The following is a 19,524-nucleotide window of genomic DNA, read 5'->3' on the forward strand; positions in this document are numbered from 1 at the left end:
GGACCAAGACGTACGGCCGGTGCCCGGACGGCGGGTACCGGCCGTACTTTCCTGCCCGGTCAGGGCAGCGCGGGCTCCCGCCGGCGGGCGCCGGTCCGCATCGCATGCTCGACGACGGCGATCAGCACATCCCGTGCGGAGTCCTTGAGCCGGGCGTCGCACAGCATCACCGGCACCTGGGGGTCGAGGTCCAGGGCGTCCCGTACGGCCTGCGGCGGATAGCGGTCGGCGCCGTCGAAGCAGTTGACCGCGACGGTGAAGGGCAGGCCGCGCCGCTCGAAGTAGTCGATCGCGGCGAAGCTGTCGGCGAGCCGGCGGGTGTCGGCGAGCACCACCGCGCCGAGCGCCCCGCGCGCCAGCTCGTCCCACAGGAACCAGAAGCGGTCCTGGCCCGGGGTGCCGAAGAGATAGAGGACCAGTTCCTCGTTGACGGTGATCCGTCCGAAGTCCATCGCGACGGTGGTGGTGGTCTTGGCCTCCACCCCGTCGAGGTCGTCGACCGGCCGGCCCGCCTCGGTGAGCCGTTCCTCGGTACGCAGCGGTTTGATCTCGCTGACGGCGCCGACCAGGGTGGTCTTACCGACCCCGAAGCCGCCCGCGACCAGGATCTTGAGCGTCACCGGTTCGACGGCGGCGGACCGTCGGCGGCGATCGGAACGCCCGAAGGCCATGGGATTCTTCTCCTGAATTGCCGTGTATACGGGTGGAGGTCACGCTTGGTCCCGAGCCTCGGCGCACGGGCAGCAGGTGCAAGGGAACGGTACAACGTGCTCAGCACGGCGCCCACTTGAGATGTGTCACGCTCGGGACACGCCGTGGGGCAGAGGTCGCCAACCTGCCCAAATGGGCGGTGGAGGCAGCGGCGCGGAGCCGCGGGCGGTCAGCGGGGGCTGAGGACGCCGGGCCGGTCGAGCAGTCCCAGCACGCTCACGAGGCTGGATTCGATGAAGGCGCAGAGCTCGTCCTGGGCGCCGGGCTCCTCGGCGGGCCAGTTGATGACCGCCTCCTCGGCGAACGCCATCCAGGCGCGGGAGGCCAGCGCGAGCCGCGGGGCGTCCGGCATGCCGAGCCGCCGCTGGCCGTCACGCACCCTGCGGGCGAGGGTCTCCCGGGTCGCGCCGACGATGTCGGTGACGGCGGGGTGGCTGCCGGCGGCGCCCCGTACCAGGGCGAGATACACCTGACGGTGTTCCAGGACGTAGGCCACGAAGCCGGCGATGAAGGACCGCATCCAGGCGACCGGCTCCAGTGAGCCGTCCGGTTCCGTCGCGGCGGTGAAGCGGTCGCAGGCGGTGCGGACCACCGCGCGGTAGAAGTCGCGCTTGGAGTCGAAGTAGTGGAAGAGCAGCCCGCGGGAGATCCCGGCCCGGCGGGCGACCTCGTCGGTCGACAGCTCGTCCAGGGAGCGGTCGGCGAGCATCTCCAGACCGATGCCGACCAGCTGCTCCCTGCGCTGGTCGGGCGTGAGGCGGGTGGTTCGCTTGCCGGACATGCCCGCAGTTTACGGCGGCGGGGGGCCGGGACGGCCGCGATGTCCCGGCCCGCCACGGCGTCAGACGTACTGTCCGAGGTGCGCCAGGATCGGCGGCACGACGAGGCCGGGGGCCTCTTCGGGCAGCCAGTGGCTGGCCCCCTCCAGGGCTTCGAAGCGGTACGGGCCGTCCACCCACTCCCCCGTCGACTCGGCCGCGCCACGGCCCAGGGCGACGTCCTCGCTGCCCCACAGGAAGAGGGTGGGGACGGTGATCCGGCCGGCCGGTACCGAGATCACCGACTCGGGGGCGCGGTACCAGTTCAGCGTGGCGGTGAGCGCGCCCGGCGCGGCGAGACGGCGGACGTTGTCGTCCACCAGGGTGGCGGGCACCTTGCCGCCGTACGCGGCGCGCAGCCGGGCCGCGTCATCGGCGAGCAGGGCGGCCTCCGCGGCGCCCTCGCCGCTGCGGAAGAAGCGGACGTAGTCGAGCATGTGGTGCTGGGTGGGGTCCTCGGCGGCGGCGCGGTTGAGCGCGTCCGGGTGCGGAGTGGCCAGCACGGTCAGGGACTTCAGCCGCTCGGGGTGGGCGCCGGCCAGCGCCCAGGCGACCATGCCGCCCCAGTCGTGCGAGACCAGGTGGAAGCGGCCCGCGCCCTGGGAATCGGCGAAGGCCAGGGCGTCGGCGACGAGTTCGGGCACGGCGTAGTCGGCGATCCGGGGCGGGCGGGCGCGCGGGGAGTAGCCTCGCTGGTCGACGGCGACGGCGCGGTAGCCGGCCGTGCCGAGGGCGGTGAGCACGGCGCTCCATGAGTCGGCGAATTCGGGCCAGCCGTGCAGCAGCAGGACGAACTCTCCGTCGGTGGGCCCGCAGGCCAGGGCGTCGTAGGTGTGCGGGCCGACCTGGATCTCCAGGTGGTCGAAGGGTGCCGGGGTCGCGTCCGGGGCCATGGCGGCGGATCTCCTTCTGTTGACAGCTGCTCAATAGGCACCGTACCGCGCCGTTGAGCGTTGCTCGACAAACCTCTCCCGTCATGGCCGGGGCGGGCCGGGTGCCCCTCCCCCGGGCCGCGGCTCGGCCGTCAAGACCCCACCCGTCGGCGGTAATCTGAAACCCAGCAGCGTGTCGCCGTACCGGGGGGCCGTTCCGGAGCGGAAGTGCTGGATGGAGCAACGCCACACCACCCCGACCCCGCCGCCCGACGAGCTGCTGCGCCGCCTCGGCCACCTCACCGGCCAGGTGATGGCACGGATCAAGCTCCAGCAGGCACGGGTGGCGCTGGCCGTGGAACTCCAGCGGCACATGCTGCCGCCCGAGCTGCCGGGACTGCCGGGCCTCCAGACCGCGGCCCGCTACGTACCGGCGCAGACGGGCCTGGACATCGGGGGCGACTGGTACGACGCGTTCGTGCTGCCGGACGGCTCGCTCGGCTTCGCCATCGGCGACGTCCAGGGCCATGACGTCGAGGCCGCCGCCTTCATGGGCATGGTCCGCACCGGCCTGCGCGCCATAGCGGGCGCCACCACCGATCCTGGCGACGTGCTGAGCCGGGCCAACGACCTGCTGGTGTCGATGAGCTCCGATCTGCTGACGACCTGCACCTTTCTGCGCTTCGATCCGGTGGCCGCGGAGCTGGCCGCCGCCCGTGCCGGACATGTACCGGCGATCTGGGGCACCGCCGAGGGAGCGCAGGTGATCCAGGATCCGGGGGGCCTGCCACTGGGCCTCTTTCCCGACGCGGCGTACCCGGTCACCCGCCGCCGGCTGCCGCAGACGGGAGCGTTCGTGCTGGTCACCGACGGGGTGGTGGAAGGGCCGAGCTACCCGATCGAGAAGGGGCTGGCGCGGGTGGCCGCGCTGGTCGGCGCTGCGTACGACGCGGACGCCGATGAGCTGGCCGGCGAGGTGATCGCGGTGGCCGATCTGACCGGGCACCGCGATGACGCCGCCGTGCTCGTCCTGCGCCACAGCGGCGGTCCCTACACCTAGCGGCGGTCCGGCAAGGAGTGGAGGTCCGGTGAGACACACGGAGTGGCTCGGGCGTCATGGCGCCACCGCCGCGTGGATCCTCGGCGTCGCCGCCGTCTACTACGGCAGTGCCGAGCTCGGGCTGCTCCAGGAGCTGGTCCGCGGGCAGGTCACCCCGCTGTGGCCGCCGACCGGTATCGCGCTGACCGCGCTGCTGCTGCTCGGGCCGCGCATCTGGCCGGGGATCGCGCTCGGCGCCTTCCTGGTGAATGTGTCGCTGGGCCCGTCGCCGGCCGTGGTCCTCGCGATCGTCGCGGGCAACACGCTCGGTCCGCTGCTCGCCTACCGGCTGCTGCGCCGGGCGGGGTTCCGCGTCGAGCTGGACCGGCTGCGGGACGCCGTCGCGCTGGTCTTCCTCGGCGCGCTGACCGGGATGCTGGTGAGCGCGACCATTGGCAGCGGCGCTCTGGTGCTCTCCGGGACGCTGCCTGCGGGGGAATTCTGGCCGACATGGGCGGTGTGGTGGACCGGCGACGCGATGGGCGTGCTGGTGATCACGCCGGTGCTGCTGCTCCTCAGCGCCGCCCGATGGCCGGGGTGGGACCGGATCCATCCGCTCCGGTGGCTGGAGGCGGCACTGCTGGTGGCCTGCACCTGCACGGTCACCCTGCTGGCCGTGAGCAGTTCGATGAATCTGCTCTATCTCGTCTCACCGTGTCTGATCTGGGCCGCGTTCCGCTTCCAGCGGGCGGGCGCCGCCCCGTGTGCGCTGCTCGTCTCGACGATCGCGATCGTCGCGGCCGCCGAGGAATGGGGGCCGTTCGCGCACCACGAGCTGCTCACGAACATGGCCACCCTCCAGGCCTTCAACGGGATCACCGCGCTGACCGCGCTGCTGCTCGCGGCGGTCGTCACCGAGCGGCGCAACACCCATGAGGAGATCCGCCGGGTCTGCGCCCAACTGACGGAGGCGCTCTCCCGGCTGGATCCGGGCGCCGTCGTCGAGCAGTGGCCGCCGCCGCGGAAGCGGAACCCGGACGACGACGGCTGAGCCGCCCGGCAGATCACAGCGCGCGCAGGCCCTCGATGACCTCGCGCAGCACCTTCTCGTCCGGCAGCTCGGCGGGCGGCACCGGCCGGCTGACGTGGACCAGCTCCGCATCCAGCAGATCCCCGATCAGGACCCGTACGACGCCGACCGGCAGATCGAGTTCGGCCGCCAGCTCGGCGACCGACAGCGGCTCCTGCCGGCACAACGCGACGATCTCGACATGCTCGGGCGAGAGCATCTGGTCGTCGACGGCCTCCTCCGCGCGGCTCTCGGCGATCACCAGCGCGATCAGATCGAGGCGCCCCTCCGCCGCCGTACGGGTGCGCCCGCGCGTCATGGCGTACGGCCGGACGACCGGGCCCGCGTCGTCGTCGAACCAGCGCGCCGCCTCCCGGTCCCGCGCCGTCCGGCCGTCCTGCTCACTCATGCCGCAACCTCGCCGCGCCCGCGGGGCGCGCATCTCTGCACGAGGAGCCCGCTACCCGCGCTCATGGCGTCACCCTCGTCGTTCTCAGGGGGTCAGGCCGGACCGGGGCGCGGTACCCAGGTGCGTGCCCACGCGCTTGACCAGCAGCGTCATCTCGTACGCGATCAGCCCGACATCGGAGTCCGCATCGGCCAGTACGGCCAGGCAGCTGCCGTCGCCGGCCGCGCTGACGAACAGGAACGCATCGTCCAGTTCGACCATGGTCTGCCGGACCTGGCCCGCGTCGAAGTGCCGGCCGACGCCCTTGGCCAGGCTGTGGAAGCCGGACGCGACCGCGGCCAGATGCTCACCGTCCTCGCGGGTCAGGTCCTTGGAGGCGCCGGTGGCCAGGCCGTCGCTGGAGAGGATGAGTGCCTTGCGGATGGAGCCGACCCGCTCGACCAGTTCGTCCAGAAGCCAGTTCAGCTCGCCGACTCCCTTCGCCGAGACCGGTGCGGTGGAAGCTGCTGCCTTCGGTGCGGTCATGGACCGTCCCCTCCCGATGTGGTTCCTGGTGGTGCTGTGCTGCCCGTGGCGTCGCCGTCGTGATCAACGGTGTCACGGGCGTCCGGGCCTGTGCGGTCCGGGCCTGTGGGGTCCGCGGCCGGGTCCTCGCCCCGCGGCGGTGTGCCGGTCTCGCGCGGGTCCTCGCCGTTGTCGCGCCGGCCGCGCTGCCAGCCGCGCTGGAGCGAGGCCATCTTGGCGCGCACCGCCTCGGCGTCCCGGTCGTCCGCGGCCGGCGCGGTGCCGCGCGCCTCGGCCTGCTCTGCGGAGTCGGCCCTGAGCTGGGGCGCGAGGCTGGCCTGCCGCACCCGGCGGGGCAGACCGGTGGACGTGGTCCGCGCGGGCGTGTCCGGTCCCTCGGCGGGCTGCGGGTCATCGGGCGCCGGGCCCTGGGGCGCGCCGGACGACGACGGCCGGTCCGCGGCCCGCCCGGAGTCCTCGGGGGCGGGGCGATCGGAGCCCTCGGGGGCGGGGCGTTCGGTGTCCCGCTTGCGCTGGGCGTCGCGGTCGTCGACCGTTCTGCCGTGGTCGGAGACCAGCACCGGCGGGCGTCGGCGGCGCGGCAGCGGGGCCGGTCCGCCGGGCGCCTGATCCCGGGTCTGCTGGTGCTGCTCGCCCTCCGGGGCGGGCGGCACGGGGGCGATGCCGCGCGGCGCCGAGGACGATCCGGCCGGTGCGGCGGGGCCCTTCGGGTCGCGGCCGCGTTCCCGCTTCCGGAAGAGGCCGTCCTCAGGGCCCACCTCGTCCGGGCCGAGCGGCGCCTCCAGTTCGACCGGTCCGTCGATGACGGCCGGGTCCCGCTCGCGCTCGGGCCGCGGCACCGGCAGCTGCGCCAGCGCGGCCAACTTGCCCGCCGCGTGCTCCAGTTCGTTGCCGACGGAGGCGCCGGGGGCCGGTTCGTCGTCGTCCCGGCCGCCGTCGGCGGTCTCGGTGAGGAGCGTGCCGGGGAGGAAGACCACGGCGGTGGTGCCGCCGTACGGCGACGGCTGCAAGGAGACCCGCACGTTCTGCCGCTGGGCGAGCCGGCTGACCACGAACAGCCCGAGCCGGTCGGTGTCGGACAGCTCGAACTCGGGGGTCTCGGCGAGCCGGAGATTGGCCTCCAACAGCAGGTCGGGCGCCATGCCCAGACCGCGGTCGTGGATCTCCAGGGTGTAGCCGTTGGCGACCCGCTCGCCCAGCACCTGCACGGCGGTGTGCGGCGGGGAGAAGACCGTGGCGTTCTCCAGGAGTTCGGCGATCAGATGCGTCAGGTCGGACACCGCGGGGCCGTCCACCGCGAGCCGCGGCATCCGGCGCACCTCGATCCGCTCGTAGTCCTCCACCTCGGCGACCGCCGCGCGCACCACGTCCATCAGCTGGATCGGCTTGCGCCACTGCCGGGAGGGGGCCGCGCCGGAGAGGATGACCAGGCCCTCGGCATGCCGGCGCATACGGGTGGTCAGATGGTCGATGCGGAAGAGGTCGGCGAGCTCGTCGGTGTCCTCGGTGCGCCGTTCCATGGCGTCCAGCAGGGTCAGCTGACGGTGCAGCAGGACCTGGCTGCGGCGGGCGAGGTTGACGAACACCTCGGAGACCCCGCGGCGCATCTCGGACTGCTTGACCGCGGCCTCGATCGCGGCCCGCTGGAGGGTGTTGAGCGCCTGGCCGACCTGGCCGGTCTCGTCCTGGCCGAAGACGAGCCGGGGCGCCTCGGTCTCCACATCGATCTGTTCGCCCGCCGCCAGCCGGCGTATGACGCTCGGCAGCCGGACGCCGGAGACGTCATGGGCGGCCTTGCGCAGCCGGATGAGGTCGCGCACATGGCGGCGGCCGATCCGGAACGAGACGACGATCGAGACCAGCACCGCGACAAAGCCGAGGACACCGGCGATGGCGGCCTTGAGCAGGATGTTGGTGGCGACCGGGGCGACCCGCTCCTGGTAGCGGTCGCCGGCGGCCTTGCCCATCCGCTGGAGGTCGCCGAGGACCTTCTTCGCCGCGGTGTTCCAGCGTTCGGCGTTGACCGTCCCCGGTCCGCCCTGGGCGCCGGCGGCGATCACCCGGTCCTCGTAGGACGTCAGCTCGCGGGCCGGTGCGGAGCGCCAGTAGTCCTGGTAGAGGCCGCGGTCCTTCGCGGGCAGCATGGGGAGGCTGGTCTCGTAGAGGACCCGGCGCTCGGCCACCCGGTCGGACAGCGCCCGCAGATCGCGCTTGCTCATGCTGCCGGAGGCGAGCACCGCGGACATCAGGGCGTCCTCGCGGGCGACGGCCTCCCTGGCGCGGGTGACGATGACCAGCGCCCGGCCCTGCTTGTCCATCTCCACGTTCTCCAGGGCGTGGAGCGCGGAGAGGAAGTCATAGCTGGGGTCGACGAGGGAGTTGTAGCCCTCCAGGGCCTCGTCGCGGGAGACGGTGTTGTCCTCGACCTGGGCGCGCAGCGACCCGAGCCCGGACAGGCCCTTGAGGATGCCGCGCATCCGGCGGCCGGTGTCCCCGGTGAGGTCCTCGCGGACGTCACGGGTGCCGGCGTCGGTGCGGAGCCGGGTGACGGCCTCGTCGGTGGCCCGGGACCGTGCCCGCAGCTCACCGAGCGCGTCGGCGCCGCGCCGGTCGGCGAGGTACAGCAGGCTCTGCCGGCGCTCGCGTTGCAGCGCCTGGACGACGTCCTCGACCGGATACCCCAGCTTCTGTACGACGTTGCCGACGTCCAGCAGCTGGTCGGCCTCCCGCCCGGTGAGGTAGGTCATGAACGCCCACATGGACGTCAGGGACACCAACGGTACGAGCAGCAACGCCACGATCTTCCGGCGGACCGACTTCCCGCGAAAGCGCATGGCCTCCCCTACGTCAACCCCGGCGCACGGGGGTGGTGTTCCGTCAACAAACGGCGCGAGCCTACTACTCTCGGGTGACCGAGCCGAAGGCCTCTTCGGAGGTCGGGACGGGTGCGGGGGAGAAATCGTCATGAGTTGTCCGGTGATTCCCGGACAACCCGCCCGTGTTTCCGGGACCGGCCGATGCCATCGGTGTCCGGCGGCAAGCCGGTCGGTTGGCCGGTTTTGCTCTGCCCCCCGGGGAACCCTGAACGCGCCCGGTACGTGACCATGGAAAGGGACGGGGTGCGGCACCAGGGGCGTGTACCGGGGAAATCCGGGCAGCCACCAAGGAGCCGGACACGCGGGGAGAGTGCGGGGAGAGTGACGCGGTCATGGACACCGGCAGACAGCCTTTGTGGCAGGAGGAACCGGCGGCCCGGCCCCGGATGGCGGAGCCGGTACGCACCGCCGCCGTGCGTGCCGTCATCATCGTGGCGCTCACGCTGATCCAGGCCATGGTGGCGTTCCTGAGCACCCTGGCGGGCTCCTGGCTCGCGTTTCCCGCGGTGCTCAGCACGGTCGCCAGCACCGTGGTCGCCACCTGGGGCGTGCTGGATGTCTGGGTGACCCGCCAGGTGTGGGTGCAGCGCAACGGGGTGTGGTCGCAGCCGAGCAGTACGGCCCGGGAGCTGCGCCGCGAGCGGCGCCGGGCCCGGCGCCAGCAACGCCGGGAGACCCGGAAGGCTTCGTCGGGGGTCGACCGCGCGGCCGCGTGACCGACGGGTTTTTACGCCACCGCCTCTTCCCGCACGGCGGGCCGCACATGAATGATGCCGTCCAGGACGTCCACCTGGTGCGTGCGCACCGGCCGGCGGGCGGGCAGGCAGGTCGGGGCCCCGGTGCGCAGGTCGAACAGGGCCGCATGCAGCGGGCATTCGACGAAGCAGCCCTCGACCCAGCCTTCGGAGAGCGAGGCGTCCTGGTGGCTACAGGTGTCATCGACGGCGTAGTAGCCGCCCTCGGCGTGGAAGACGGCGATGGCCGGTGTGGCGTCGTCGATCTCGATCCGGACGGACTCGCCCTCGGGCAGGTCCTCGATACGGCAGACGGGAATCATCTGGCCCCCCTCTCGCTGATCGGTATCATGTGTTCTGAATAACGCACCGCAAAGCGCGATGCGCAACAGAATCCAAGCCGGGGAGCGGGCCGTCAAGGGCTTCCCGGCAGATGCCTTCAGACGTGCCCCGCGGGGCCACCGGGTGGTGACACAAAGACCCATGTCGAAGACTTCCGATACGGCAGACGACCGGTCCGAGGAACGGCGCGGCGGGGCGGGATCCGTCCAGTCCGTGGACCGCGCGGTGAGCGTGCTGGAGATCCTGGCCAAGCTGGGCGAGGCCGGGGTGACCGAGATCAGCGAGGAGTTGGGCGTCCACAAGTCGACCGCGTTCCGGATCCTCGGAGTGCTGGAGAACCGCGGGCTGGTGGAGCAGGAGAGGGAGCGCGGGAAGTACTACCTGGGCGCCGGGGTGCTGCGGCTGGCGGGTGCCGCGGCGATCCGGCTGGACATCTCCCAGGAGGGCCAGCCGGTGTGCCGGGCGCTCGCCGAGGACACCGGGGAGACCGCCAACATCGCGGTGCTGGACGGCGATGCGGCGGTCAACATCATGCAGGCCAGGGGCTCCGCTGCGGTCACCGCGTACAACTGGCTGGGCCGCCGCACCCCGCTGCACGCCACCGCCAGCGGCAAGGTCCTGCTGGCGTATCTGCCGGCCCCGCGCCGGGACACCCTGGTGACCCGCAAGCTGCCGCGGTTCACCGAGCACACCCTGACCACGGCGGCCGGTCTGCGCGAGCAGCTGACCGCGGCACTGGAGGACGGATTCGCCTGCACCAGCGAGGAGTTGGAGATCGGGCTGAACGCGGTGGCGGCGCCGGTACGGGCCCACGACGGCGCGGTGATCGGCGCGATCGGCGTCTCGGGACCGGCGTACCGGATGGAGCGTCAGCTGCTGCCGGAGCTCGCCGAGCGGGCCGCGAAGGCGGCCGCCGACCTCTCCCGCCGGATGGGCTACCCGGGTTGAGCCGGTAGCGGAAAATCCCCCTTGACGTATCCCTGGCGGACTTCCAGCATGTCTCCTATAGCGCAACCAAGCGCACTATAGGCAACACGGCGACGGAGGCGGACCGTCCTCCACCACCGTCCCCGTTCTCAGCACAGCGCACCACTCCAACCCCTCACCGGCATCCGTGCCACCTCACGCGTGCTACCCGCCCTGCCGCCGCCGGCAGGCGCTGTTTTAGGAGTGAGACATGCCGCACGAAGCCCGCGCCGTCGTCGCCCTCAAGAAGGGCGCCCCCGTCGAGGTGCTGCCGATCCGCGTGCCCGACCCCGGTCCGGGCGAAGTGCTCGTGACCGTCCAGGCCTGCGGGGTGTGCCACACCGATCTGCACTATCGCGACGGCGCGATCGGCGACGACTTCCCCTATCTGCTCGGCCACGAGGCGGCCGGCGTCATCGAGGCCGTCGGCCCCGGCGTCACCGAACTCGCGCCCGGCGACTACGTGGTGCTCGCCTGGCGGGCGCCCTGCGGCCGGTGCCGCGCCTGCCGTCGCGCCCGCCCCTGGTACTGCTTCGCCTCCCGTAACGCCGCTCAGCCCATGACCCTGCTGGACGGCACCGAGCTGACGGCGGCCCTGGGCATCGGCGCCTTCGCCGAGAAGACGCTGGTCGCCGCCGGGCAGGCGGTGAAGGTCGATCCGTCGGCGCGCCCGGAGGCCGCCGGGCTGATCGGCTGCGGGGTGATGGCCGGGTACGGCGCGGCGGTGCACACCGGCGGCGTGGGCAGCGGGGACACCGTCGCCGTGATCGGCTGCGGCGGCGTCGGCAACGCCGCCATCGCGGGCGCCTCCCGGGCGGGGGCGCGACGTGTCATCGCCGTGGACCTCGACGACGGCAAGCTGGACGCCGCCGAGCGGTTCGGCGCCACCGACACCGTCAACTCCCGTGGCACGGACCCGGTCGAGGCGGTCCGGGCGCTCACCGGCGGGTACGGCGCCGATGTGGTGATCGACGCGGTGGGCCGCCCGGAGACCTACCGGCAGGCGTTCTACATGCGGGACCTGGCCGGCACGCTGGTCCAGGTCGGCGTGCCCGAGCCGGACATGCGGATCGAGCTGCCGCTCATCGATCTCTTCTCGCGCGGCGGTGCGCTGAAGTCGTCCTGGTACGGCGACTGTCTGCCCAGCCGCGACTTCCCGGTACTGATCGATCTGTTCCTGAGCGGCAAGCTCGATCTGGAACGGTTCATCAGCGAGACCATCGCACTCGACGACATCGAACCGGCCTTCGCCAAGATGCAGCGCGGGGAGGTCCTGCGGTCGGTCGTGGTGGTCTGACCGCCCGCAGGCCCCCTGCGCCGCCGGTCACCCGCCGGCCGGGTCCGCCGGCTCCTCGGGAGCCGGGTCCTCCGGACGGCGGTACATCCGCGTCGCCGTGATCTGTCCGTGCACCGCCTCGCCGGACGGGTCCGGCTGCGGCAGGCCCGGCCGCAGATGCTCCTCGACGCTGATGTACTTCAGCCCGGCCCGCAGATCCGCGTCGTTACGCAGCCGGATGACCAGCGGGAACTCCGCGAGCGCGGTGGTGTCGAACAGGCCGGTGGTGTACAGCAGCTGGACGCCCAGCGCATCGGCGACGGCGCGCTGGAGCTCCAGCAGATAGGTCGCGTTGGCGCGGCCGATGGGGTTGTCCAGGAACAGCGTGCCGGCGTGCCGCTGCTTGTCGCGGCCCCGGTCGTTGCTGCGCAGCGCCGCCATCGTGCAGTAGAGCGCGATGGCGGCGGTCAGCAGCTGGCCGCCGGAGAAGACATCGCCCATCTGCCCGACCGGCACCCGCTCGGCACGCAGCACCGCATCCGGCTTGAGGATCTCCACGGCCACCCCGCGCGGCTGGAGCGCCGCACTGACCCCGCGCAGCAGCAGGGACATCCCGTCCCGCCGCAGGTCGCTGTTCTTCTTCACGGCCGCCCGGGTCGCCTCGTCGATCACCTCGCCGAGCCGCTCGGTGAGCGTGGCCTGGTCGGGGTCCTCGAACCGGATCCGCAGGAACTCCTGCCCGGACCACTCCCCCAGCCCCTCGGGCAGCCGTGACAGCCGCTGGGCGGAGCGCAGCGTCGTCAGCGACGACTCGACCAGCCCGCGCAGCCGGTCGACGATGGAGTCGCGGTTGCGCTCCAGCTGCTCCAGCTCGTCGGTGAGCACCCGCAGCCGGGGCGCGAACGCCTCCGCCCACTTGGCGGCGTGGTCCGGGAGGGCCGAGGCGGGCAGTTCGCGGATCTGCTGCCGGGCGGGGGTGCGGACCTGTTCGTAGCGGGTGGAGTTGGCGTGCCGTACGAGGATGTCGCTCGCCTCGCGCACCGCGGACTCGGCGGTGGACAGATCGGCGGCGCAGCCGCGCAGTGAGCGGCGGGACTCGGCGGCGGCCTGCCGGGCGTCCGCCAGCTGTCCGGCGTACGCCTCGATCCGCCCGTCCGCCGGGTCCTCGGCATCCTGGTGGTCACGGAGCAGATCGCGCAGCAGAGCGGCGGTCTCGTCGAAGCCGCCGGCCGCGTCCTCGGCGGCGCGGTGGCCGCGCAGCAGCTCCTCGTGCCGGTCGCGGGCGGCCGTCAACGCCTCGGTGGCGGTGGCCAGTTCGCCCGCCGCGGTGCGCAGCAGCTCCTTGGCACGGTCGGCGTCCGCGGGCACCAGCTCCTCGGGCAGCTCGGTGTGCGCCTCGCCGTCCGTGGGGGCGAGCCGCTCGGCCTCACCGCGCAGCCGGCCCAGCTGTTCACTGGCCGCCGAGGCACGGGTCTCCAGCATGTGCACCAGCGACTCGGCGCGCGCCGCGGCGGCCTGCCGGGACGGGCCGTCGGCGGCGTCCGGGCTCTCCAGGAGCGCCTCGGCGCGGGTGCGGACCTTGTTGGTGAGACGGTTCAGCTCGGCCAGGGCGGCGCTCTCATCGCCCTCGGCACGGGCCTGTTCGGCACGCAGATCGGCGCCGACGCCGACCTTCTCGTAGAGCTGGGAGGCGGCGCGGTAGGCCTCGCGCAGCGCGGGCAGCGAAGCGCTCGCCCCCTCGGGGGCCTCCCCCAGGTCGTCCGGGACACCCGCGATCTCGGCACGCTCGGCACGCAGCGCGCGGGCGGTACGACGGGCGTCATCGGCGGCGCGCTGGGCCGCCCGGCGGTCCTCGTCGGCGGCCCGCGCGCGGTCCACACACTCCTCGGCACGGGCCTCGAACTCGGCCGCCTCGTCCGCGAGTTCCCGCATCCGGGACTGCCAGGAGGCGCGCTCCCGCAGCCGGTGGGCGAGCCCGGCCAGCAGATCGGCGGCGCGGCGGGCACGCTGCGCGGCCTCCTGGCGCTCGTCGCGCACCCGGGTGGCCTCGGCCGCGGCCTCATCCGTCTCGGCACGCGCGGCACGGGCCTCGGCCAGCTCCGCCGCGGCCTCCTCCGCCGCCGTCCGGGTCTCCTGCGCGGCGGCGGCCAGTTCACCGAGCCGGCCGGCCGGGCAGCCCGTACGCCACGACCCGAGCCGGGCGGCCAGCGCACGGTCCCCGGCGAGCCGGGCGGCCAGCGCCCGGATCTCCTCGTCACGCTCTATGGCGCGCGCCCGCAGCGCCTGGCGCTCCTCGTCGGCGGCGGACTCGTCGTGCATCGCCGGGTTCGGCGGGACGAGGAAGACGCCGGTCTCCCGCTCGTCGGGCGCGGGGGTGGGCGCGAGCAGCGCGGCGGCGGTGCCGACCGCGACGGCCGAGCGCGGCAGCAACGCGGCCTGGGCGAGCACCTCACGGGCCCGCGCATGGGTCTCCGGGTCCGTGATGATCACGCCGTCGACCAGCTCGGGGCGGGCGGCCAGCACCCGGGTGTGGTCGGCGGGGTCGACGGACTGGGCAAGATAGCGCCAGCCCGGCAGCGCGGGCACGCCGTGCTCACCGAGATACTCCACGGCTGCCAGCACATCGGGCCCCGGGGGCAGCAGACCGCCGTCGCCCAGCGCGCCCAGGATCCGGGCGTCGTCGGCCGCGGCCGTACGCAGGTCGAACAGCTGCCGTTCGGCGCCGGCGACGCCCTCCTCCAGCAGCTCGCGCAGCTCGTCGGCGTTGCGGTCCAGCTCCTCGGCGGTCAGCGGGCCCGCGGTGGGACGGCGTGCGGCGCCCGGGTCCGTACCGGACGTGGCCGTACGGGGGCCGGGCACGGACTTGGCCTCGGACTGCGGGAGGCCGAGGAGGTCGGCGAGCCGCTGCTCGGCGCCGATGGACTCGGCGGCCCGGCGCTCGGCCTCGTAGGCGCGCTCGGCGGCCTCGGCGGCGTCCTCGGCACGGGCCGCCGCCAGCTCGGCGGTGGAGTGCCGGGCGGTGGCCGCACGGGCGCGGTCGGTGGCCTGCCCGGCGGTTTCGCGGGCCGAGTCCCAGGCCTCGACGGCGGTCTTCTCCGCGTCCGAGGCGGCGAGCGCGGCACGGGCCGGGTCGGCGTCGGGGGCACTGTCGTCCAGCCAGCCGGCCCGGACGGCCTCGGCGGTCTCCTCGGCGACCTCGGAGAGCCGCTGCTTGAGGTGCTCGGCCTCGCTGCGGGCGCGCTGGGCGTGGGTGGCGGCGCTGGTGGCGTCGCGGTGTGCCGACTCGCCGGCCTCCTGGAGGGCGGCGGAGCGTTCCTCCTCCTCATTGGCGACCCGTTCACCGGCCTCGGCCGCCGTGTGCAGCGCGCGGACCAGGTCGGCGGCGGCGGTGGCACGGGCGGCGAGCGCGGGCGCGGCGTCCCGCTCGGCCTCACGGATGGCGGCGGCGACCCGGGCGGAGCGGTCCGCGGCGGCACGGTGCCGCAGTGCGGTCTCGGCGGCCTGCCAGGCGCTGTGCAGCGTACGGGCGTCGTTGAGCTCCCGGCGCTGGGCGGCGGCGCCCTTCTCCGCGGCGGCCAGCGCCAGCGAGGCGTGCCGGTAGGCGAGTTCGGCGGAGACCAGGGAGCGGCGCTCGCGGACCCGCTCGGCGTCGGTGACGCGGTGTGCGGCGGCGGCGACCTGCTCGGCGAGTTCGGCGGCGCGGCCGCGCTCCTCGGTGCCCCTGGCGTGCAGCCGCTGGGCGAGGCCGCGGGTGCGGCGCTCGGCTCCCGCATGCACCTCGCGGGCGCGTTCACGCTGCTCGGCGGCGTCGGCGATGCGCGAGAGCAGATCGAGGGAGCCGGCCGTGAAGTCCCGTTCGGCGGTGAGTTCGGCGCGCCGGCCGAGCTTGTGGGCGAAGCCGTGCACCAGATCGGCGAGCCCGTCGGTGTCGCGGGTGTCCGTGACGGCACGCAGCAGCAGGTCGGTGAAGTCCGAGTCGTTCTTGACCGCGAAGAGGCCGGCCGCCTCACCCTCGTCGGCGTTCATCTCCCGCTGGTAACGGAAGAGCTCCGGGTCCAGGCCCAGCTCACCGAGGTGCTCGTTCCAGCGCTCGTGGATCTCTTCCCAGACGACATCCAGATTGGGGTAGTTCTTCCCGGCCTCGGTGAGGATGTCGCGGAAGCCCTTCATCGTACGGCGGCGGCCCTGGGCGCCGGAGCTGCCCTCGCCGCTCTCCTGACGCGGGCGGACGACGGTGGCCTCGGCGACCGGGAGCGAATCCAGGCTCATACCGGGGCCGGGCCGGAAGCTGTACCACGCCTCGGCGAACTTCCGCGGGTCGTTGGAGACCTGCCGCCCACGCCACTCGCTGACCTTGCCGACGACCACGCTCTCGCCGGTGAGGACGTGCTGCCACTCCAGGGCGACATGGCCGCAGTCGTCGGCGAGCAGGAACTTGCGCAGCACGCCGGAGCTGGCGCCGCCCAGGGTGTTGCGGTGGCCGGGCAACATCACCGAGAAGATCAGCTTGAGCAGGACGGACTTGCCGCCGCCGTTCTCCAGGAAGAGCACGCCCGCGGGCGCCGGCCGGCGCGGCGGGCCGACCGGTTCGTCCTCGAAGAAGTCCGCCTGGGCCGGGGCCGGTTGGGGTACGGGCGCACCGACTCCGCGCAGGTCCATGACGGTGTTGGCATAGCGCGCACCGGCGGGCCCGATGGAGTAGAGGCGGACCCGGGACAGCTCGTACATGGCGGACTCTCGTTGTCGTGGTCGGGAGGGGCGGGAAGGCGGGGAGGGGCAGGAAGGGGCGGGAGGGGCAGGGAGGTCAGGGAGGGCGGGCAGGTCGGCGAGGGCGGGAGGGGCGGCGGCGCTCCCCCGCCCCCTCCCCCTCTCCCCCTTCGGGGGAGGGGGCGGGGGTGGGTTCGGGGGTGGGGGGAGCCTCGGTCGTGCGACGGTCGGGGATCGGTTCGGGAGTAGGGGAAGCCTCGGTCGTGCGGCGGTCGGGGGCGGAATGATCACCAGGCGGTCCGGACGGCCGCCGGGGCATCAGCAGTCGAATGCCCCCTCAGCCCGAGTGGAACGGCAGTCCGGCGTCGGCGACCAGGGCGAGGTCGTCGGTGTCCTCGCCCGGCAGCAGGGCGGCGCTGCCGTCGGTGACGGGGACGATGCCCAGCTCCAGGAGTTCGGCCATGGCGGCGCTACCGGCCATGTCACGGACCTGGAGCTGATAGCGGGCGGTGGTGCGGTAGGCGCCGCCGGCGTCGTCACCGGTGCGCTGGAGGAAGCCGGAGTCGACGAGGAAGGTGACGGCCTTGGCGATGATGCCGGTGGTCGAACCGGCCAGCCGTCGGGCGTCCTTGGTGGCGCCGGTCGCACTGCGCCGGGCGTAGATGCGCCAGGCGGACTCCAGGCCGGGGGCGTCGGTGGCCGGGTCGGTGTTCTCGCCCTCCTGTTCGGCACGCTCCTCCAGCCGGCGGCATGCCTGCCGGACGAAGGCGTCGACGCCGTTGACCGTGATCCGGCCGATGTAGCCGTCGTCGGCGAGGTCCTCCGGACGCGGGAAGGCCAGCGCGGCGACCGCCAGATGGGCCAGGCCGTGCAGGAAGCGGTCGGCGGAGTCGGCGGAGGCACGGCGGGCGTAGTCGCCCATCCGTACGGCGAAGACGGAGTCCTCGTCGGCGGTGACGGCCATCCCGGCGCGGGTGGACACCTCCAGGACGACCAGGCCGAGGCCGGTGGCGACGGCGTCGGCGAGCCGGGCGAAGGCCGGGTCGTCCCGGTAGCGGCGCAGGAGTTCGCCGTATTCGGCGTCGCGGGCGGGCAGCAGCTTCGGCTGGAGGCCGAAGGAGACCAGCCGCGCGGCGTCGGCGGCATCGGCGGGGGTCAGGGGGTGGGAGCTCGGCGGCTCCTGGCGGTCCCCCCGCTCGGCCGAAGGCGGGAACGGGAACGAAGCCGAGGGCTTGGATGGGGGTCCCCCCTGCTCGAGCGAAGCCGAGGGCTTGGATGGGGGTCCCCCCTGCTCGAGCGAATCCGAGAGCTTGGGGGAGGGTCCCGCCGCGCCCATATCGGCGTCGGCGGTGGGCGCACCCCAGCCCGGCTCGCCGGCCCCGGACGCCGGGTCCGGCTGCGGCGTCTCGTCGTACTGGGTCACGGAACAAGCTCCTTGCGAGGGACGGTCGGGGACATCTCGGGCCGGTGCGACGGCGGACGGCCGCCCGGCGCGCCGCGGCCCTGTCGGACCGGCCGCGCCCCGCCGTTCTCCGGCCGCTCATCCTGGGCGCGGGGCATCAGGCCACCTCCGAGCGGTCCGCGGCCATGCCGGCGGAGTCCAGCAGCGCCGTGCCGACGATGAGGTCGGCGCCGCCGAACTCGGGGTCTATCAGCTCCGTGCCGTCGTCGACGGCGAACAGCAGCTGTTGTTCGCCCTGGCGGTAGGCCGTGCCGACGGGCGGGCTGGCGGCGTGTACGGCCAGCAGGGCAACGAGGTAGGGGAGTTCGGGATCGCTGCGGCGCGCCTCGGCGAGCAGGCCGGAGAGCCTGCGGGGCGCGTCGGCGGGCAGGTCGAGCAGCGCCATCGCGGCGTCGAGCTGGGCCTCGCTGAAGCGGCTGTCGTCGGGGGTGGCCACCAGGTCGGGCTCGGGCATCTCGGCACCGAGGTGCTCCCGCTCCATGGGCGGGGTGAGCAGCATCTCGACGAGGTCCCCTATGCGCGCGGCCGTCGGGGTGCGCAGTCCCGTGCCCTTGGCGAAGAAGGCGTCGGTGACGCGGATGGCCTGCTCGGCGGGGAGCGGCAGCAGGGGGGCGACCAACTGGCCGTAGAGGTCGAGTCCGGCGCGGGCGACGGGGGTGGCGAAGGCCTGCCGGTCCTGCTCGGCGCGGAACAGCGGCCCCGCCTCCAGCAGCCGGGACTGGAGCTGGGTGTGGCGGCGGATGCAGTCCTTGACGATGTCGACGAGCTCGGCGGCCCGCCGCTTGTGCTCGGGCTCCTCGGTCTCGTCGCGGGCCTTGCGGATGTTCGTCAGGATGGCGTTCTCGTGGCGATAGCGGTCCGCGACGTGGTCCAGCGCCTCGGTGATCATGTCGGGGACGGTCTCCAGCCAGTCCACGGCGCGGACGTTGCGGCGGGTGGCGTCCAGGGTCCTGCGGAGCGTCTCCGCGTACTGCACGGTGCGGTAGCGGGCCTGTTCGGCGGCGAGCTGGGCGTCGGCCAGCCGGCCGCGGTTGATCAGCACCTCCAGCTTGACCTCGGCGGCGATCTGGGCGCTGGTGACGTCCGTGTCGAGCGCGCCGACCAGGACGTTGACCGCTTCGTCGGTGGCCCGGAGGTAGACGCTGCCACCGCCGCCGGGCACCTCTTCGATGAGCTTGAAGTCGTAGTCGCGGCGGACGTACTCGCCCTCGGTGTTGAAGGTGCCGTAGACGGCGCGGAAGCCGCGGTCCACGCTGCCGACGTTGATCAGATTCTCCAGCACCCAGCGGGCGACCCGCTCATGCTCGCCCGCGGGACGGCGGGGGGCCTGGGCGGCGACCCGGGGGAGCACCTTCGCCACTATTTCCTCGTGGTCGGCGCCGGTGTCGAAGTCCATGTTGAGGGTGACGAGGTCGATGACGGCGAGCGCCACCTCCGCCATGGCGTAGACGCCGTACTCGCCCGCGAGGTTGGCCTTGCGCACATCGAGATCGTGCAGCGGCGCGGTGCATGCCAGGGCACGCAGCCGACGGGCCAGGCCTTCGTCGGCGGCCGGGCCCGGCGCAGGCCGGTGAGGGCCGTTGAGCTGGGGCGCAGCAGCCCCCGGGGCGGAAAAAGTCACGTCGCACAGAGTAGGCGCTCGCACTGACAACGGACGAAACGGCGCGGATCCGTTCATGGGTGGAACCGCAGGTGAATCCGTTGACGGACCGGTCGCG

15 protein-coding genes are annotated in these 19,524 nt (G+C 73.6%); 5 read left to right on the forward strand and 10 right to left on the reverse strand.

What is annotated here, in order from left to right:
- Positions 1-59 precede the first annotated feature (59 nt).
- The 3 genes from ACZ4XD_RS30780 to ACZ4XD_RS30790 all read right to left on the reverse strand — a co-directional run bounded on the left by ACZ4XD_RS30780 (position 60) and on the right by ACZ4XD_RS30790 (position 2,422).
- Entirely contained in the window at positions 60-671 is a 612-nt protein-coding gene (locus ACZ4XD_RS30780; RefSeq protein WP_432146160.1) for a GTP-binding protein, read from the reverse strand.
- A 209-nt stretch (positions 672-880) separates the two neighbouring features.
- Positions 881-1,492, reverse strand: coding sequence for a TetR/AcrR family transcriptional regulator (locus ACZ4XD_RS30785; RefSeq protein ID WP_468047435.1), 612 nt, complete (start codon positions 1,490-1,492; stop codon positions 881-883).
- A 60-nt stretch (positions 1,493-1,552) separates the two neighbouring features.
- A complete protein-coding gene (locus ACZ4XD_RS30790) occupies positions 1,553-2,422 on the reverse strand; it encodes an alpha/beta fold hydrolase (RefSeq protein ID WP_468047437.1) in 870 nt (289 codons plus the stop codon).
- 214 nt (positions 2,423-2,636) lie between these two features.
- On the opposite strand from ACZ4XD_RS30790, the gene ACZ4XD_RS30795 reads away from it, so the two are divergent.
- Together ACZ4XD_RS30795 and ACZ4XD_RS30800 are read left to right on the forward strand one after the other, a co-directional pair.
- Positions 2,637-3,461, forward strand: a complete 825-nt coding sequence (locus ACZ4XD_RS30795; protein ID WP_468047439.1) for a PP2C family protein-serine/threonine phosphatase — start codon at positions 2,637-2,639, stop codon at positions 3,459-3,461.
- 28 nt (positions 3,462-3,489) lie between these two features.
- Entirely contained in the window at positions 3,490-4,491 is a 1,002-nt protein-coding gene (locus ACZ4XD_RS30800) for an MASE1 domain-containing protein (RefSeq protein WP_468047441.1), read from the forward strand.
- A 13-nt stretch (positions 4,492-4,504) separates the two neighbouring features.
- Here ACZ4XD_RS30800 and ACZ4XD_RS30805 read toward each other — a convergent pair whose 3' ends face one another.
- The 3 genes from ACZ4XD_RS30805 to ACZ4XD_RS30815 all read right to left on the reverse strand — a co-directional run bounded on the left by ACZ4XD_RS30805 (position 4,505) and on the right by ACZ4XD_RS30815 (position 8,277).
- Positions 4,505-4,918 carry a DUF742 domain-containing protein gene (locus tag ACZ4XD_RS30805; RefSeq protein ID WP_468047443.1) on the reverse strand — a complete coding sequence of 138 codons (414 nt, stop codon included), beginning with the start codon at positions 4,916-4,918 and terminating at the stop codon, positions 4,505-4,507.
- 84 nt (positions 4,919-5,002) lie between these two features.
- Positions 5,003-5,443: a roadblock/LC7 domain-containing protein gene (locus ACZ4XD_RS30810; RefSeq protein WP_423608363.1), complete on the reverse strand. Its 441-nt coding sequence runs from the start codon at positions 5,441-5,443 to the stop codon at positions 5,003-5,005.
- Positions 5,440-8,277 carry a sensor histidine kinase gene (locus tag ACZ4XD_RS30815; protein ID WP_468047446.1) on the reverse strand — a complete coding sequence of 946 codons (2,838 nt, stop codon included), beginning with the start codon at positions 8,275-8,277 and terminating at the stop codon, positions 5,440-5,442. Before ACZ4XD_RS30815 ends, ACZ4XD_RS30810 begins: the two co-directional genes overlap by 4 nt.
- A gap of 314 nt (positions 8,278-8,591) precedes the next feature.
- Here ACZ4XD_RS30815 and ACZ4XD_RS30820 point away from each other — a divergent pair, with 314 nt between their 5' ends.
- Positions 8,592-9,035, forward strand: coding sequence for a hypothetical protein (locus tag ACZ4XD_RS30820; protein ID WP_468047488.1), 444 nt, complete (start codon positions 8,592-8,594; stop codon positions 9,033-9,035).
- A gap of 11 nt (positions 9,036-9,046) precedes the next feature.
- On the opposite strand, the gene ACZ4XD_RS30825 is transcribed toward ACZ4XD_RS30820, so the two are convergent.
- A complete protein-coding gene (locus ACZ4XD_RS30825) occupies positions 9,047-9,376 on the reverse strand; it encodes a bifunctional 3-phenylpropionate/cinnamic acid dioxygenase ferredoxin subunit (RefSeq protein ID WP_042160182.1) in 330 nt (109 codons plus the stop codon).
- 160 nt (positions 9,377-9,536) lie between these two features.
- Here ACZ4XD_RS30825 and ACZ4XD_RS30830 point away from each other — a divergent pair, with 160 nt between their 5' ends.
- Complete coding sequence (locus ACZ4XD_RS30830; RefSeq protein WP_468047448.1) at positions 9,537-10,343, forward strand: IclR family transcriptional regulator; 807 nt, start codon at positions 9,537-9,539, stop codon at positions 10,341-10,343.
- 229 nt (positions 10,344-10,572) lie between these two features.
- Complete coding sequence (locus ACZ4XD_RS30835) at positions 10,573-11,658, forward strand: S-(hydroxymethyl)mycothiol dehydrogenase (RefSeq protein WP_468047450.1); 1,086 nt, start codon at positions 10,573-10,575, stop codon at positions 11,656-11,658.
- A gap of 27 nt (positions 11,659-11,685) precedes the next feature.
- Here the strand turns inward: ACZ4XD_RS30835 and ACZ4XD_RS30840 are convergent, their stop codons facing one another.
- The 3 genes from ACZ4XD_RS30840 to ACZ4XD_RS30850 all read right to left on the reverse strand — a co-directional run bounded on the left by ACZ4XD_RS30840 (position 11,686) and on the right by ACZ4XD_RS30850 (position 19,427).
- Positions 11,686-16,365 carry a coiled-coil domain-containing protein gene (locus tag ACZ4XD_RS30840; protein WP_468047452.1) on the reverse strand — a complete coding sequence of 1,560 codons (4,680 nt, stop codon included), beginning with the start codon at positions 16,363-16,365 and terminating at the stop codon, positions 11,686-11,688.
- 316 nt (positions 16,366-16,681) lie between these two features.
- Positions 16,682-17,767 (reverse strand): hypothetical protein, encoded by a 1,086-nt coding sequence (locus ACZ4XD_RS30845; RefSeq protein WP_468047454.1) that lies wholly within the window; start codon positions 17,765-17,767, stop codon positions 16,682-16,684.
- Positions 17,768-17,903: 136 nt separating this feature from the next.
- On the reverse strand, positions 17,904-19,427 hold the full coding sequence (locus tag ACZ4XD_RS30850) for a hypothetical protein (protein WP_078886050.1): 1,524 nt from the start codon (positions 19,425-19,427) through the stop codon (positions 17,904-17,906).
- Positions 19,428-19,524 lie beyond the last annotated feature (97 nt).

The sequence above is a fragment of the Streptomyces sp. NPDC029466 genome, assembly GCF_055574515.1.

Excerpts from the sequence above, each read along its gene's own strand:
- ACZ4XD_RS30780 (WP_432146160.1), bottom strand. The coding sequence starts at position 671 with ATGGCCTTCGGGCGTTCCGATCGCCGCCGACGGTCCGCCGCCGTCGAA.
- ACZ4XD_RS30785 (WP_468047435.1), bottom strand. The coding sequence starts at position 1,492 with ATGTCCGGCAAGCGAACCACCCGCCTCACGCCCGACCAGCGCAGGGAG.
- ACZ4XD_RS30790 (WP_468047437.1), bottom strand. The coding sequence starts at position 2,422 with ATGGCCCCGGACGCGACCCCGGCACCCTTCGACCACCTGGAGATCCAG.
- ACZ4XD_RS30795 (WP_468047439.1), top strand. The coding sequence starts at position 2,637 with ATGGAGCAACGCCACACCACCCCGACCCCGCCGCCCGACGAGCTGCTG.
- ACZ4XD_RS30805 (WP_468047443.1), bottom strand. The coding sequence starts at position 4,918 with ATGAGTGAGCAGGACGGCCGGACGGCGCGGGACCGGGAGGCGGCGCGC.
- ACZ4XD_RS30810 (WP_423608363.1), bottom strand. The coding sequence starts at position 5,443 with ATGACCGCACCGAAGGCAGCAGCTTCCACCGCACCGGTCTCGGCGAAG.
- ACZ4XD_RS30815 (WP_468047446.1), bottom strand. The coding sequence starts at position 8,277 with ATGCGCTTTCGCGGGAAGTCGGTCCGCCGGAAGATCGTGGCGTTGCTG.
- ACZ4XD_RS30825 (WP_042160182.1), bottom strand. The coding sequence starts at position 9,376 with ATGATTCCCGTCTGCCGTATCGAGGACCTGCCCGAGGGCGAGTCCGTC.
- ACZ4XD_RS30830 (WP_468047448.1), top strand. The coding sequence starts at position 9,537 with ATGTCGAAGACTTCCGATACGGCAGACGACCGGTCCGAGGAACGGCGC.
- ACZ4XD_RS30835 (WP_468047450.1), top strand. The coding sequence starts at position 10,573 with ATGCCGCACGAAGCCCGCGCCGTCGTCGCCCTCAAGAAGGGCGCCCCC.
- ACZ4XD_RS30840 (WP_468047452.1), bottom strand. The coding sequence starts at position 16,365 with ATGTACGAGCTGTCCCGGGTCCGCCTCTACTCCATCGGGCCCGCCGGT.